This is a genomic window from Streptomyces sp. NRRL S-118 (assembly GCF_000716335.1).
GTDB lineage: Bacteria > Actinomycetota > Actinomycetes > Streptomycetales > Streptomycetaceae > Streptomyces.
Map to the genome: position 1 here is coordinate 21,264 of NZ_KL591013.1, position 14,301 is coordinate 35,564.

The following is a 14,301-nucleotide window of genomic DNA, read 5'->3' on the forward strand; positions in this document are numbered from 1 at the left end:
AGCCCCTCCGCACCGCCCGCGTCACCGGACCGTCCCGTACACCGGTCCCGTCCGGCAGGTGCCGGACGCGCCGTCAGCGGCCGGGGAACGCCTCCGATGTCACCGTCGCCGAGAAGGCCACGTGCTCCTCCTGCCATGCGGTGACCTTCGTACGGTCCCGGCCCAGCGCGTCCACGCCGTCCGGGTCGGCCGTGACCCAGCAGGGCGAGTCGAACTCGACGTACCGGAAGAAGGCGATGTCCATGCCCACCGGAAGGATCCGGCGGCCGGGCCGGAGGGCCTGGGTGGCCTGGCGCGCGGCCTCCAGCAGGAGCATCCCGGGCGCGTGGTCGACCGGGTGGTCGAACAGCACCGGGTGGCCGGGGTCCGTACGCAGTTGCCAGCGCCCGTCCCGGTCGGCCGGGGCGAGCACCACATCCGGCCACCGGTCGCGACCCACGACGGTGGGATCCACCGGCGCGGCGGGAGGGAGCGCGGTCGCGAGCACCCGGTCGATGTCGGCGCGTCCGGCGCGCAGCCGCTGGTAGACCGCCGGGGAGTAGCAGCCGTACCGGGTTTCGGCCGTGGCGAGCGGCGCGCCGTCCCGGAGGATGTCGAAGTGCATGGTCACGGCGGCCAGCTGGCCGCCCCGGCGCCGGATGTCCGAGGCGGTGACGCGCAGCTCCAGCTCGGCCGGCACGAAGCCGGTGGGCAGGGCCGCCGGGTCCAGCGTGTAGCGGAAGAAGTCCCAGCTGAGACGGGTGTCGAAGGGGACGTCGTAGGCCGCGTGGGAGAGCAGGGGCAGGGTCTGACGGACGGTTTCACTCAGCAGCAGCGGGTCGTGCAGCCCCTCGTGCGCCGTGTAGAAGCAGTGCTGCCGGGGCCACTGTGCGGTGACGGTGAAGGAGTCCTCACCGGTGGGGTGCCAGCCGGTGAGGAACACCTCGGCTATGGCCGCGCGGTGGACGAACTCGCGCGGAACGGCGTGGGTGAGGGTGGGCGTGAACACGGGTGCGGGCGTCCCGGTCGTGCGCGCGGTGGTGTTGGGCATGCGCAGTCTTCCCCCCAGATCGCATGTGTCGATGACCGTGCGCACGGGCCCCTGTGGGCCGTACGCACCCTCATAAAATAGAGAGTGTTCTTTTTGTTTGTCGAGCGGTATCAGCCGAAGTTTCCCGAACCGCTGGTCAGGACGGTGATGTTGAGCAGGGCGGCGGATACCATAGAGAGCGTTCTCTATGATTGAGGAGGGTGCATGGCACGGACGAAACAGGAGCGGGCGGTCAGGACGCGAGAATCGATCTTGCGTGCGGCCGCGGAGGTCCTCGACGAATACGGGTTCGCCGGCGCCAGCATCACCAAGATCGCGGAGCGCGCCGGCGCGACGACCGGAGCCATGTACTTCCACTTCAAGTCGAAGGAGGGCCTGGCACAGGCCGTGATGAACGCCCAGCCGGACACGATCGTCCCGCTCCTGCAGTCGCAGGGGCTGCAACGGCTGGTGGACATCACGCTCGTGTGGTCGCGCCAGCTCCAGGAGGACGCGCTGCTGCGCGCCGCCGTCCGGCTGGCCGTGGAGCAGGGGGCGTTCGGGATGCGGGACGACACCTCGTACCGGACGTGGATGCGGATCATGACCGAGTGCCTGCTCGACGCGCGGGACCGGGGCGAACTGCTGGCGTCGACGGATCCGGTCGAGGTGGCCGAGTTCGTCGTCGGGGCGTGTACCGGCATCCAGCTCTACTCGCAGCTGGTCAGCGGGCGCGCGGACCTTCCCGAGCGGACGGTGGCGATGTGGCGCTACCTGCTCCCGGGGATCGCGGCCCCCGCGGTCGCGGAGCGGATCGAACTCGCCACGGACCGCGCGGGCAGCGTATGAGCACCCGCGCCGCTCCGGACGCCCCGGTCGCACCGGGGACCACCGCGCCGGCCGTCCCGGAGACCACGGCCGCCCCGCGGGGTCTGACCGTCGTGGTCACCGGCGCCAGCGGCACGCTGGGTCGCGAGGCGGCCGCCCTGCTGGCGTCCTGCCACCGCGTCCGGGCGCTCACCCGGGACCCCGCGAGGGCGGCCGCCGGCGGACTGGCGGGGCAGGTCATGGGCGCCGACTTCGCCGACCGCGCCTCGCTCGCCCGCGCCTGCGAGGGCGCGGACGCACTCCTCGTCATCACGAGCAACCCCCTGCGGCCCGACCACGACGACAACGTCCTCGCGGCGGCCCGGGCGGGCGGTGTCCGGCACGTCGTCAAGGTGTCCGCGCTCGCCGTCACGGACCCGGACGCCGACGACCTCGTCACCCGCTGGCAGCGTGAGAACGAGGAGCGGGTGCGCGCCTCGGGGATGGCGTGGACGCTGCTGCGCCCGCGGGCGTTCATGTCCAAGACGCGCGACTGGGCGCCGTCGATCGCGCGGGAGTCGGTGGTACGGGCGCTGCACGGCGACTCGCGCAACGCCTGCGTCGACCCCCGGGACGTGTCGGCGGTGGCGGCCCGGGTCCTGACGGAACCCGGACACGCGGGACGCGCGTACGCCCTGACCGGACCCGCCGCCGTGTCCGCGCGCGACCAGTGCCGGGAGCTGGCGGCCGTGGTGGGCAGACCCCTGCGCTTCGTCGGTATGACCCCTCGGGAGGCGGTCGACGCCTGGCGCGAGCGCTATCCCGAACCCCTGGTGCAGGCGCTGCTGGAGATGAGCGCCCGTCAGGCGGCGGGTGGCAAGGCGGACGTGGCTCACGGGGTTGCGGAGGTCCTGGGACGGCCGCCCGCGGCCTTCGCGGCCTGGGCCCGGGATCACGCCGCGGTCTTCCGCCACGCGGCGTGACCGGATCGCGCCCCCCGCGTGACCGGCGTCACGGCGCCGTCCCCGGCCCGGGGAGTTCAATGGCCGCATGAGACCTGGTCAGTTACTCCTCGACGGAAAGATCGTCATGGTCACGGGCGCGTCGAGCGGCATCGGCGCGGCCGCGGCCCGGCTGTTCGCCGCGGAGGGCGCGGCGGTCGTGCTGGTGGCCCGCCGGGAGGACCGGCTGCGGGCCCTCGAGAAGGAGATCGCCGGCAGCGGTGGCCGTGCCGTCGCGGCGCCCGCCGATGTGACCCGGACGGACGAGGTCGCCGCGGCCGTGGCGGTCGCCGTGGACACCTACGGCGGCCTGCACGGCGCCTTCAACAACGCGGGCTGGGCCACCGTGGGGACCGACCTGCACGAGACCGACGACGCGGTCTTCCAGCAGATCATGGACGTCAACGTGCGGGGCGTCTGGAACTGCATGCGCCACCAGATACCGGTGATGCTCCGCTCCGGCTCGGGCGCCATCGTCAACACCTCCAGCGTCGCGGGCGTGCTCGCCACCGGAGCCGTCTCGCCGTACGTCGCCGCCAAGCACGCGGTGATCGGCCTCACCCGGGCGGCCGCCGCCGAGTACGGACAGCGTGGCCTGCGGGTCAACGCGCTCGTCGTGGGCAACACCCGCACGGAACTGATGGACCAGGTGCTGGAGGAGACCCCCGGCCTGGAGGAACGTTTCCTCGCCCGGCCGATCCAGAAGCGGATGGCCGCTCCTTCGGAGGTGGCCGAGGCGGCGGTGTGGCTGTGCAGCGACCGCTCCTCCTTCGTCACCGGCGCGGCGGTCCCCGTGGACGGGGGCTGGACGGCCGCCTGACACCGGATCAGCGCCGTGTACCGCCCTCGGCCACGCCGTAGAGGACGAGGTTGTCGGCGTACGCGTGCGCCTTCCGGTCGAACGTGCCGGCGCAGGTCACCAGCGCGAGGCGCGGAGCCCCTTCGGCGCTGAACAGGTCGGCCGGAAGCTCGGACTTCGGGTAGGTGCGGCGGGCGACGATCCGGTACGTGTGGCGGGCGCCGTCGGCCGTGGTGATGTGGGCGCGGGCGCCCAACGGCACCGTGTGGAGCCCCTCCAGGGGGCCTGCCCCTTCGTCGGCCGTGTCCAGGTGCCCGGCCAGCAGGAGGGTGCCCCGGGCGGCGCCGGGATGGGCGCCGAGGGCCCACCAGCCCATGCGGGACGGCGACGCCGGCAGGGCCAGGACGCCTCCGGTGCCGATGGTGACCGGATCGACCGGGATCCGCTCCACGTGCCCGGGGACGGCGAGGGCGAGGGGCGGGGACGCCGCGTGCGCGGCCCCGGCCGCCGACGCGGACGAGGGGACGGCGCCCGCGTCGGGCGTGCGTACGGCGGGCCGGCCGGGCGGTGCCAGGAACAAGCACGCCAGCGCCGCGACAGCCGCCGACGCGAACCCGGCCCGGACCAGCAGCCCGTCCGGGCCGGACCCGCCGCCCAGCCGGAGGCCGTCCTTGCCGGTCACGGCCGTGACATCCGCCGGGTCAGCGGCTGTCGTTGCGACGGATGCGGTTCGCGGCCCAGAAGGCGCCGCCCGCGACGAGCACGCCGCCGAGCGCCACCGCCGGAATCGCGAGGAACACCGGGACCTCCGCGGCCAGCGCGGCCTGTCCGCCGCTGCCCGCGTGGATGGCCTTCGGCGTGTGGTCGCCGGTGTGGTGGCACGCGCCGCCGCGCACCATGTCCAGGTGCATGGCGACGACCGGCCGGGCGGCCTTGGCCGCGGCGGTCACCTCGGCGTTCCGGCCGTGGGCGACCTGGTTGTCGATGCGCGCCAGCGTCTTCTCGTGGGCGGCGGCCATCACGGCGAGCCAGGCGGTGTCGTACGCGCTCGTACCGGCCTTCTTCATGACGCTCTCGAGCGCCTTCTGCTGCTCCGCCGTGGGCGCGACGGGCAGGTCGACGCCGAGCTTGTCGGAGAGCGCCTTGGTGGAGGCGTCGAGCTTGGTGTGGTCGCGGATCAGGGCCTGGCCCGCGCTCTTGACGCACGAGGTCGTGGCGTTCTTCTGCGCGTCCTGACCCGCGGCGATCTCCGCGAGGTTGCCCTGGCGGGAAGCGCGCAGGAAGGCGTTGTCGACGGGCAGCGCGCTCGCGTCGCCGGAGGCGGCCGCGGGGGCGGCCAGACCTACGGCTATACCGGTGAAGGCGAGGCAGGCGAGGGCCGTGGCGGCCCCTCGCCGGGGGGAGCGGGAGCGGATCACGATGTCTTGTCCGTTTCTCGTCGGCGGTGCACGACCCTCACGGGGAGAGGGCCCACGGTGACCATCCGAAGGCGACGACGCCCGGCGCGCCACCCGCAATACTGCAAACGGCGCATCCCGGGCGGGCTCCCGCGACTCCCCGAGGCCGGCGGGAGCGTCGCGGAGGGGGAGGTTTCCGGCCACGGTGACGGCGTGGCCGCGGGGGCGGGGCCGAACCCCGTGACCTCCTCCGGCGCCATGTCCCGGATCCGCGTCCGGGCCGCATCACGCAGCCGCGTCCGGGCCGTAGCACTGAGCCGCGCTCCGGGGGCACCTCCGGGGGCGCGTCCCGGGGGTCGCCTCCGGTCGCGTCCCCGGGGGACCCGTAACCGGGACGGCGGCGGCCACCGGACGGCGACGTTCGGAGCCTTCGTTCGGGTCTCGAAGAGACCGCCGTGGGGTATCGGTCCCCCGTTCGCCCGGTGATGGCTTGGACTCGCCAACCCCTGAACTGGGTCTTGTCACCGTACGCAGTCACGTGAGTACATGGAGTTGCGTACGTTCCAAGGGGATGGCGGGGGTGGTCAGCCGTGGCGAACGCTCCGGGCTCCGTGCTCGGCCGGACGGCATTAAGAGACAGGGCACCGGCCCGTGCTGCGGTGCCATCGCAGGCACTGCCGCACGCGCTGATGCAGGTACCTCAGCAGATGACACGTCAAAAAGCACCACCGCGTCAGCAACCTCGCCCTGCCGGGCAGTCGGTGCGCGGGACCCGACAGGTCTGCGCGGCGCTCGCGGCGCTCGCCGAGTCCGCCCGCAGGGAATTGCTGACCTTCGACGACCCGGCCGCCTGCCTCGGCCACTCGATCCCGCAGCCCTTCCTGGAACTCGCCGGCGCCTGTGTCCGCACGGCCACCGAGCGGGTGGAACGAGTGGGTACGGTCCGGCAGATCGTGCCGCGGCACGCGCTCGACCGGGTCACGGCGGCCGATGTCGCGGCGGCGGGCCGGCTGACGGGCCGGACACGGCTGACGGAGTCGATCCCGTTCAAGATGATCATCGTGGACCGCACGGTCGCGGCGATCCCGCTCGACCTCGAACTGCTCTACAACGGGCTGCTGCTGATCCGCGACCCGGTGATCGTGCAGGCGCTGGTGCGTGCCCACCGCGCCTGGTGGGAGGCGGGCGACGAGGTGACGGCGTCGCCCGCGCCACCCGGATCGCTGCCGCCGCACCTGCGGCCGGTCCTGGAGGCGCTGCTGGCCGGCCTCACCGATGAGACGGCCGCCGCGCGGCTGGGGATATCGGGGCGTACCTACAGCCGGCGCGTGGGAGAGCTGCTCGCGGCCCTCGGCACCACGAGCCGCTTCCGGGCGGGAGCGGAAGCGGCTCGTCGCGGCTGGGTCTGACGCGCGCGCCGGACCCGAGGGCCGCCTGCGCCTCCGGGACCCGGACCAGGACAGGGCCGGCACCGGGCCTGGAGGTGTCCGCGAAGAAGCGTCGTTCGCCCGCCGGACGGACGGGACTCCGCGAACACTCCCTAGGACACGATGTCCTTGCGCGCGAAGCCGCGGAAGGCCAGCGCGAACAGCACCAGGGCGTACGTCACGGAGACCGCCGCGCCCCTGAGCATGCCGCCCCACTCCAGGTGCGGCTGGAGCGCGTCGGCCCACGCGAACTGCCAGTGCGCGGGAAGGAAGTCGCGCCATGACCCGAGTGCGGTCACCGCGTCCAGGACATTGCCGATGATCGTCAGGCCGACCGCGCCGCCGACCGCGCCCAGCGGCGCATCGGTCCTGGTCGACAGCCAGAAGGCGAGCCCGGCCGTCACGAGTTGGGAGACGAAGACGTACACCACGGCCAGCGCGAGGCGCGGCACGGTGGCGGCCGTGTCCAGCGAACCGCCCGTGGGCAGCTCCAGCGGCCCCCAGCCGTAGGCCGCGGTGCCCACGGCGAGTGCCACCACGGGCAGCAGCAGGATCGCGGCCGCGCTGAAGCCCAGCGCCACGGCCAGTTTCGACCACAGCAGCCTGGCCCGCGGCACGGGCGCGGCGAGCAGGTACCGCAGGGACGACCAGCTCGCCTCGGACGCCACCGTGTCGCCGCAGAACAGCGCCACCGGCACCACCAGCAGGAAGCCCGCCGAGACGAACAGGCAGGTGGCGGCGAAGTTGGCGCCCGACGCGGTCGCCGTGTCCATGAGGGTGATCCGGTCGTTGCCGCGCCCGTCCGCGCCGCCGCCGATGGCGAAGGCGATGGTCAGCACGAAGGGCAGGGCGGCCAGGATCCCGCCCATGACCAGGGTGCGGCGCCGCTTGAGCTGGCGCACCGCCTCGACGCGCAGCGGCAGGGTGCGCCCGGGCCGGTAGCCGGGTGCGGAGTCGAGCAGCGTGCTCACGCGGATCCTCCTCCGATCAGGGTGAGGAACGCGTCCTCCAGGCGGCGGTGCGGTCCGATGCCGGTCAGCGGCACGTCGAGCCGGACCAGTTCGGCGATCAGGGCCGCGGTGCTCGTCGTCCCGTCCAGGCGGACCAGCACGCCGCCTTCGGTACGGGCCGCGGAGCCGACGCCCGGCAGCGTGCCGATCTTCTCGACCAGCGGCTCCGGGAGCTCACCGGCCGTGGTGACGAGCAGGGTGTCGCCCGCGCCGGTGATCTCCGCGACGGGGCCCGCCTGGACGAGCCGGCCGCGGTCCATGACCACCAGGTGGGTGCAGGACTGCTCGACCTCGGAGAGGAGGTGGGAGGAGACGATGACGGTCCGCCCTCCGGCCGCGTACCGGATCATCACGTCCCGCATCTCCCGGATCTGCGGCGGGTCGAGTCCGTTGGTCGGTTCGTCGAGGATGAGGAGGTCCGGCAGTCCGAGCATGGCCTGAGCGATGGCGAGCCGCTGGCGCATGCCCTGCGAGTAGGTGCGGACGGCACGGGCGAGGGCTTCGCCGAGACCCGCGATCTCCAGGGCCTCGTCCATGCGGGCGTCCTCGGCGGGGCGGCCGGTCGCCCGCCAGTACAGCTCCAGGTTGTCGCGGCCCGACAGATGCGGCAGGAAACCCGCTCCCTCGACGAACGCGCCGACGCGGGACAGCACGGGGGCGCCCGGCCGCACGGCGTGCCCGAACACCCGGATCTCACCGGCGTCGGGGGTGATCAGGCCCATGAGCATGCGCAGGGTGGTGGTCTTGCCGGCGCCGTTGGGCCCGAGGAGTCCGAGGACCTGGCCCTTCTCCACGCGGAAGGACAGCTCGCGGACGGCGTACCGGTCGGCGGACTTCGCGTACCGCTTGGTCAGGCCGCTGATGGTGAGCGGGACGTCGGCGAGCGCCGGGTCGGGTGCGGGCGCGGCGGTGCGGCGGCGGGCGGTGAGCAGCAGAGCGGCCGCGACCAGGGCACCGGAGGCCGGCAGGCCCCATACCCACCAGGGCAGTCCGGCCGCCTGGGTGCGGACGGCGGGCGCGGTCGGCACGGACAGGCCGCTCGTGGCGGTGACGGTGTAGGTGGCGGGGGCGGCCGGGGAGGCGTAGCCGAGGTCGGTGGCGGCGAGGACGAGCCGCAGCCGGTGCCCGGCCTCGATCTCGTGGTCGATGGCGGGCAGCGTCAGTTCGACCTCCTTGCCCTTGCCCTTGTCCGCCATGTCCGGGGTGGCGCTCGCGACGCGGACCGGGGCGACGAGCTGCGCGGGCAGGACCTGGCTGCGGCCGTCGGGGCCGACGTCGTAGACCTTGGCGAAGAGAACGGCCTCTCCGGTGTCGGAGGCGACCCGCACCCGGACGGTGGGCGAGCCGGTGATGCGGAGCGTCCCGCCGAGGGGCGGCGAGTCGAAACGGGCGTACTGCCCGGGGAAGTCCAGGGACAGGCCGACGCCGAAGGAGGAGAGCCGGGACAGTCCGCCGCCGACGCCGGGGACGGCGGAGATGGCGGGCGGGCTTGCGCCCGCGGGGTTGCGGAAGCTCTGCTCCCCGCCGGTCAGGGCGACGGTGCGCGTGCCGCTGCGCAGCCCGGGGTAGCGGTCGGCGACGGCGCCGCGCAGCTGGGCCTGCCCGTCGGTGGAGTCGACACCGCCGGTGCGGCTGACCCGGAAGGCGGGGCCGGTGCCGGCTCCGGTGTCGTCCTTGAGGTACCGGTCGAACCAGGTCGTGATGCGCGCCTCGACGCGTTCGGTCTCGCGGTCGCCGCCGTCGTGCCCGCCGGCGATCCAGTCGACGGCGACGGGTGCGCCGTTGGCGCGGACGGCCTCGGCCATCGCGTCGGCGTGCGACAGCGGGAAGAGCGAGTCGGACTGCCCCTGCACGATGAGCGCGGGCACCTTGATGCGGTCCGCGACGGCCGACGGGCTGCGCCGCTCCAGCAGCTCCCGCGCCGCCGCGTCCGGTTTCCCGGCGACGGCCACGCGCTCGTACATGCGGCACAGTTCGTCCTGGAACCGTCCGCACGCGGCCGGCGCGGCCGCGGCCCGGACCGCGCGCCGCGTCCCGCCCGGTGCGTCACCCGCCGCGCCGTTCGTCGCCTCGGCGCCGTCGGGGGCCGCGGCGCCGCGTCCCGCAGGATCGGGGGCCGCGGGGTCCCGGGTCGCGGGGGCGGGGGCCGTGCCCTGGCCGGGGGCGGCGCCGGTGGAGAAGAAGATGCCTGCCCAGAGCTTCTTGAAGACGCCGTCGGGGAACAGCGCGTCCGCGAGGTTCCAGTAGGTGATCTGCGGGGCGATCGCGTCCACCCGCCGGTCGTGGCCGGCCGCGAGCAGCGAGATCGCGCCACCGTACGAGGTTCCGGTCACGCCCACGCGCGGGTCGCCGGCGGCGTCCAGCCGGACCTCGGGGCGCCGGGCGAGCCAGTCGACGAGGCGGGAGACGTCCTTGACCTCGAAGGCGGGATCGTTCAGGCCGATCCGGCCGGTGGAGGCGCCGAAGCCGCGCGCGGACCAGGTCAGCACCGCGTACCCGTCCCGGGCCAGCTTCTCGGCCTGCCCGCGCACGTCGTCCTTGCTGCCGCCGAAGCCGTGACCGAGCAGGACGGCGGGGCGCCGGCCGTCGCCGCCCGTACCGGAGGCGGTGAAGAACGACGTGTCGATCCTCGCCCCGGGCATGTCCAGCACCGTGTCCTCGCGCTGCACGGCGGGCTCGTCGTCCGCGGCGACCGCGGTCCACGTGCCGGCGCCGGCCAGCAGCACGACGGCGGTGGCCGCGGCGGCGGCCCGCCGGCCGCGGGCCGGGCGGGGAAGCCGGGGGAGTCGGATCTGCATGTCTCCGACCCTAGACGGGCCGGCGGGCGGCCGGTCGCTGCCCACGGGCGGAACTCGCTCACCTCCTCCGGGCGTACGGACTACCGTCGCCGTACACCAGCCGCGGTATGCGCGCACGGACGAAAGGAACCGGCGATGGAGATACGCCGCGCCACCACGGTCGCCGAGCTCATGGCCGCCGAGCACCTCTACGACGGCCCGGCGCGTCCGGAATGGGCCGCGCGGTTCCTCGCCGCGCCCGGCCATCTGATGCTCATCGCGTACGTGGACGGCACACCGGCCGGGATGGTGTCGGGTGTCGAGATGCTCCACCCCGACAAGGGCACGGAGATGTGCCTGTACGAGCTGTCCGTCGACGAGCCGTACCGGCGGCGCGGCATCGGCCGGGCGCTGACCGGGGCGCTCGCCGCCGAGGCTCGCGGGCGCGGCTGCTACGGCATGTGGGTCGGCGTGGACACGGACAACGCCCCCGCGCTGGCGACGTACCGCTCGGCCGGCGCCGCCGACGATGGAGAATTCGCCATGCTGACGTGGGAATTCGGCGACGAAGTGGGGAGGAGCTACTAGCTCTCTTGTGCCGTACATGACCAGCCGAGACGCTGTGGGGCCCTCCGGACATGAAAGGTCAGGTGCCCCGAGATGAGAGCCCCCTCTCGCAGGCCCCGTCGCCGCATCGGTGCGTTGATACCCGTCCTCGCCCTCGCGGCCGGCCTGCAGTTCGCCGCGACCCCCACGGCGCATGGCGCGCCCGCCGGCGACCTCCGTCCCGCCCCCGCGGACACCGCCGTCCCCGACAGCTGGATCGTCGTCCTCAAGGACGGCTCGACGCGCGCCGCCGATCTCGGCGTCACCCCGCAGCGCGAGTACCGCAGCGCCCTCACGGGCTTCACCGGCACCTTCTCCCGGGCGAGGGCCGCCGCCCTCGCGGCCGACCCGAGGGTGGCGTACGTCGAACAGAACAGGACCGTCCGCCTCAACGCCACGCAGCCGGACGCCACCTGGGGCCTCGACCGCATCGACCAGCGCAGCCTGCCGCTGTCGACGACGTACACGTACGGCACCACCGCGTCGAACGTGAACGCGTACATCATCGACACCGGCATCCGCACCTCGCACAGCGAGTTCGGCGGCCGCGCGGTGGTCGGCACCGACACCGTCGGCGGCGGGCAGAACGGGCAGGACTGCCAGGGTCACGGCACACACGTCGCCGGTACGGTCGGCGGCAGGACGTACGGCGTGGCGAAGGCCGCCAGGCTGGTCGCGGTCCGCGTGCTGGACTGCAACGGCTCGGGCACGACGGCCGGGGTCATCGCGGGCGTGGACTGGGTCACGGCGAACGCCGTCAAGCCGGCCGTCGCCAACATGAGCCTCGGGGGCGGCGCCAGCGCGACCCTGGACAGCGCGGTCGCGCGGTCGATCGCCTCGGGCGTCTCGTACACGGTCGCGGCGGGGAACGGCAACATCCTCGGCCTGCCGGAGAAGGCGTGCAACACCTCCCCCGCGCGCGTCCCCGAGGCCATCACGGTCGGTGCCACCGACAACGCCGACAAGCGCGCCTCGTTCTCCAACTACGGCACCTGCGTGGACCTCTTCGCACCCGGCGTGAAGATCACCTCCGCCTGGCGGACCGGCGACACGGCGACGAACACGATCTCCGGCACGTCGATGGCGGCACCGCACACGGCGGGCGTGGCGGCCCTGTACCTGGCGCGGCACCCGGCGGCGTCCCCGGCGCAGGTCCGTGACGCGCTGGTCGGCAACGCGACCCCGGGCAAGGTCCAGAACGCCCTCACCGGCTCCCCGAACCGGCTGCTGTACTCCCTGTTCTAGGGCCTCCCGCCGATCGGGCCGGATCGGCGCCCCCTGGGACCCCTGACGGCACGAGGTGCCCGAGGAGCTCCGCACCCGCCGGGTACGGGCGCTCCTCGGGCATCAGCCGTCGCGCCCCTTCGAGGTCGCCCCCGCGTACCAGGGCGTGCATCTCGCGGGCGAGCGGTGTGACGTCCCGGATGGAGACCGTCCACTCGTCGGCGTAGCGGGCCGATGCCTCGCCCGCGAGCCCCAGCTGGAGCGAGCGGTGGGGCAGCGGCGCCAGGTGGAAGTCGCGCTCGGGGTCCCACTGGACGCGGGCGGGCGACTGCCGCAACTGCCGCTTCCAGGCGGCCTGGTCGGGGTGGAAGCCCTGGACGTGGTGCGACAGGCAGGCGTGTCGCAGCGCCCACTCGAAGCCCTCGCGGGTGATCTCGACGGCCAGGACCGTCTCCTGGTCCGCCTTCGTCGCCCAGCCGCAGCGGTACATCATCCACAGGAAGCTCGGCTTGATCCACGTCATCCGCTCCCGCTTCCAGGCGGCCGGGAACCGGCCGGTGCGGGCGGCGGGCCCGCCGATCGCGGGCGCGTAGGCCTGGTAGACGGTGACCGTGTCCTCGGTGTGGAGGGCGCGGATGCGGTGCTTCGGTTCGTTCTCGTTCATCCCGGCAAGGATCGACGGCCGGCCCCGTCCGGGGCCAGCCGTTTTCCCGGTCCGGACGGGTCAGTGGTTGCGGGGGAAGCCCAGGTCCACGCCCGCCGGGGCCTCGGACGGGTCCGGCCAGCGGGTGGTGACGACCTTGCCGCGGGTGTAGAAGTGCACGCCGTCGTTGCCGTAGATGTGGTGGTCCCCGAACAGGGAGTCCTTCCAGCCGCCGAACGAGTGGTAACCGACCGGCACCGGGATCGGCACGTTCACGCCGACCATGCCCGCCTGGACCTCCATCTGGAAGCGGCGGGCGGCGCCGCCGTCGCGGGTGAAGATCGCGGTGCCGTTGCCGAACGGCGAGTCGTTGATGAGACGGACGCCGTCCTCGTAGGTGTCGGCGCGCAGCACGCACAGCACCGGACCGAAGATCTCGTCCCGGTACGCGTCGGAGTCGGTCGACACCTTGTCGAGGAGCGACAGGCCGATCCAGTGGCCGTTCTCGTACCCGTCGACGGTGTACCCCGTGCCGTCGAGGACGACCTCGGCTCCCTGGGCGGCGGCGCCGGTGACGTACGAGGCGACCTTGTCGCGGTGGGCCGCGGTGATCAGCGGACCCATCTCGGAGGCCGGGTCGGTGCCCGGGCCGATCTTGATCTTCTCGGCACGCTCGCGGATCTTCTCGACGAGCTCGTCGCCGATCGCGCCGACCGCCACGACCGCCGAGACGGCCATGCAGCGCTCGCCCGCGGAGCCGTACGCCGCCGAGACCGCGGCGTCCGCGGCCGCGTCGAGATCGGCGTCCGGGAGGACCAGCATGTGGTTCTTGGCGCCGCCCAGCGCCTGGACGCGCTTGCCGTTGGCGGACGCGGTGGTGTGGATGTGGCGGGCGATCGGGGTCGAGCCCACGAAGGACACGGCCGCGACGTCCGGGTGCTCCAGCAGCGCGTCGACCGCGACCTTGTCGCCGTGGACGACGTTGAGGACACCGTCGGGCAGGCCCGCCTCGGCGGCCAGCTCGGCGAGGAGGTTCGCCGCGGACGGGTCCTTCTCGCTCGGCTTCAGCACGAAGGTGTTGCCGCAGGCGATGGCCAGCGGGAACATCCACATCGGCACCATCGCCGGGAAGTTGAACGGGGTGATGCCGGCGACCACACCGAGCGGCTGGCGGATGGCGGCGACGTCGACCCGGCTGGAGACCTGTGTGGACAGCTCGCCCTTGAGCTGGACGGTGATGCCGCAGGCCAGCTCCACGATCTCCAGGCCGCGCGCGACCTCGCCGAGGGCGTCGGAGTGGACCTTGCCGTGCTCGGCGGTGATCAGACCGGCGATCTCGTCGCGGCGGGCGTCGAGCAGCGCGCGGTACCGGAAGAGGATGCCGGTGCGCTGGGCCAGGGAGGACGTGCCCCAGGTCGCGTACGCGGCCTTGGCGGCGGCGACGGCGGCGTCGACCTCCTCGGCCGAGGCGAGGGCGACCCGCGTGGTGACCGCGCCGGTCGCCGGGTCGGTGACCGGACCCCAGTTGCCCGACGTGCCCTCGACGGTCTTGCCACCGATCCAGTGGTGAACGGTCTTCGTCATGACGTACGTGCTCCTCT

The 14,301-nt window shown here is 73.8% G+C and carries 13 protein-coding genes; 6 read left to right on the plus strand and 7 right to left on the minus strand.

The features are described 5' to 3' along the window. Positions 1-73: 73 nt before the first annotated feature. A complete protein-coding gene (locus tag IH00_RS0121500) occupies positions 74-1,030 on the minus strand; it encodes a ScbA/BarX family gamma-butyrolactone biosynthesis protein (RefSeq protein WP_078887885.1) in 957 nt (318 codons plus the stop codon). Between the two features lie 204 nt (positions 1,031-1,234). On the opposite strand from IH00_RS0121500, the gene IH00_RS0121505 reads away from it, so the two are divergent. From IH00_RS0121505 to IH00_RS0121515, 3 genes are all read left to right on the plus strand, one after another. Continuing rightward, a complete protein-coding gene (locus IH00_RS0121505) occupies positions 1,235-1,858 on the plus strand; it encodes a ScbR family autoregulator-binding transcription factor (protein ID WP_031076027.1) in 624 nt (207 codons plus the stop codon). Beyond that, on the plus strand, positions 1,855-2,799 hold the full coding sequence (locus IH00_RS0121510; RefSeq protein ID WP_078887886.1) for an NAD(P)H-binding protein: 945 nt from the start codon (positions 1,855-1,857) through the stop codon (positions 2,797-2,799). The genes IH00_RS0121505 and IH00_RS0121510 overlap by 4 nt, the downstream gene beginning before the upstream one ends. A 67-nt stretch (positions 2,800-2,866) precedes the next feature. Further along, positions 2,867-3,637, plus strand: a complete 771-nt coding sequence (locus IH00_RS0121515; protein ID WP_078887887.1) for an SDR family NAD(P)-dependent oxidoreductase — start codon at positions 2,867-2,869, stop codon at positions 3,635-3,637. A 7-nt stretch (positions 3,638-3,644) separates the two neighbouring features. Here the strand turns inward: IH00_RS0121515 and IH00_RS0121520 are convergent, their stop codons facing one another. Both IH00_RS0121520 and IH00_RS37565 read right to left on the minus strand, forming a co-directional pair. Continuing rightward, positions 3,645-4,298 (minus strand): class F sortase, encoded by a 654-nt coding sequence (locus IH00_RS0121520; protein WP_052411543.1) that lies wholly within the window; start codon positions 4,296-4,298, stop codon positions 3,645-3,647. 19 nt (positions 4,299-4,317) lie between these two features. Continuing rightward, positions 4,318-5,034 carry a DUF4142 domain-containing protein gene (locus tag IH00_RS37565; protein WP_234334921.1) on the minus strand — a complete coding sequence of 239 codons (717 nt, stop codon included), beginning with the start codon at positions 5,032-5,034 and terminating at the stop codon, positions 4,318-4,320. Positions 5,035-5,774: 740 nt separating this feature from the next. On the opposite strand from IH00_RS37565, the gene IH00_RS0121530 reads away from it, so the two are divergent. Beyond that, positions 5,775-6,422: a helix-turn-helix transcriptional regulator gene (locus IH00_RS0121530; protein WP_039947285.1), complete on the plus strand. Its 648-nt coding sequence runs from the start codon at positions 5,775-5,777 to the stop codon at positions 6,420-6,422. Between the two features lie 131 nt (positions 6,423-6,553). Here IH00_RS0121530 and IH00_RS0121535 read toward each other — a convergent pair whose 3' ends face one another. Then, positions 6,554-7,411, minus strand: coding sequence for an ABC transporter permease (locus IH00_RS0121535; protein ID WP_031076037.1), 858 nt, complete (start codon positions 7,409-7,411; stop codon positions 6,554-6,556). Continuing rightward, on the minus strand, positions 7,408-10,248 hold the full coding sequence (locus IH00_RS0121540) for an alpha/beta fold hydrolase (protein ID WP_031076039.1): 2,841 nt from the start codon (positions 10,246-10,248) through the stop codon (positions 7,408-7,410). The genes IH00_RS0121535 and IH00_RS0121540 overlap by 4 nt, the downstream gene beginning before the upstream one ends. Positions 10,249-10,383: 135 nt before the next feature. Between IH00_RS0121540 and IH00_RS0121545 the strand changes: the two genes are divergently transcribed. Further along, entirely contained in the window at positions 10,384-10,815 is a 432-nt protein-coding gene (locus tag IH00_RS0121545) for a GNAT family N-acetyltransferase (RefSeq protein ID WP_031076041.1), read from the plus strand. Between the two features lie 72 nt (positions 10,816-10,887). Then, complete coding sequence (locus tag IH00_RS45265) at positions 10,888-12,078, plus strand: S8 family peptidase (RefSeq protein WP_031076043.1); 1,191 nt, start codon at positions 10,888-10,890, stop codon at positions 12,076-12,078. On the opposite strand, the gene IH00_RS0121555 is transcribed toward IH00_RS45265, so the two are convergent. Next, complete coding sequence (locus tag IH00_RS0121555; RefSeq protein WP_052411544.1) at positions 12,038-12,721, minus strand: DUF4291 domain-containing protein; 684 nt, start codon at positions 12,719-12,721, stop codon at positions 12,038-12,040. The genes IH00_RS45265 and IH00_RS0121555 overlap by 41 nt on opposite strands. A 60-nt stretch (positions 12,722-12,781) precedes the next feature. After that, the gene (mmsA, locus tag IH00_RS0121560; protein WP_031076047.1) at positions 12,782-14,284 is read right to left on the minus strand and encodes a CoA-acylating methylmalonate-semialdehyde dehydrogenase; all 1,503 of its coding nucleotides are present in this window, start codon (positions 14,282-14,284) and stop codon (positions 12,782-12,784) included. Between the last annotated feature and the right edge of the window lie 17 nt (positions 14,285-14,301).

What these genes read in the sequence shown, in the direction of transcription:
- IH00_RS0121515 (WP_078887887.1), top strand. Translation starts at nt 2,867, where the DNA reads ATGAGACCTGGTCAGTTACTCCTCGACGGAAAGATCGTCATGGTCACG.
- mmsA (WP_031076047.1), bottom strand. Translation starts at nt 14,284, where the DNA reads ATGACGAAGACCGTTCACCACTGGATCGGTGGCAAGACCGTCGAGGGC.
- IH00_RS0121540 (WP_031076039.1), bottom strand. Translation starts at nt 10,248, where the DNA reads ATGCAGATCCGACTCCCCCGGCTTCCCCGCCCGGCCCGCGGCCGGCGG.
- IH00_RS0121510 (WP_078887886.1), top strand. Translation starts at nt 1,855, where the DNA reads ATGAGCACCCGCGCCGCTCCGGACGCCCCGGTCGCACCGGGGACCACC.
- IH00_RS0121505 (WP_031076027.1), top strand. Translation starts at nt 1,235, where the DNA reads ATGGCACGGACGAAACAGGAGCGGGCGGTCAGGACGCGAGAATCGATC.
- IH00_RS0121555 (WP_052411544.1), bottom strand. Translation starts at nt 12,721, where the DNA reads ATGAACGAGAACGAACCGAAGCACCGCATCCGCGCCCTCCACACCGAG.
- IH00_RS45265 (WP_031076043.1), top strand. Translation starts at nt 10,888, where the DNA reads ATGAGAGCCCCCTCTCGCAGGCCCCGTCGCCGCATCGGTGCGTTGATA.
- IH00_RS0121500 (WP_078887885.1), bottom strand. Translation starts at nt 1,030, where the DNA reads ATGCCCAACACCACCGCGCGCACGACCGGGACGCCCGCACCCGTGTTC.
- IH00_RS0121545 (WP_031076041.1), top strand. Translation starts at nt 10,384, where the DNA reads ATGGAGATACGCCGCGCCACCACGGTCGCCGAGCTCATGGCCGCCGAG.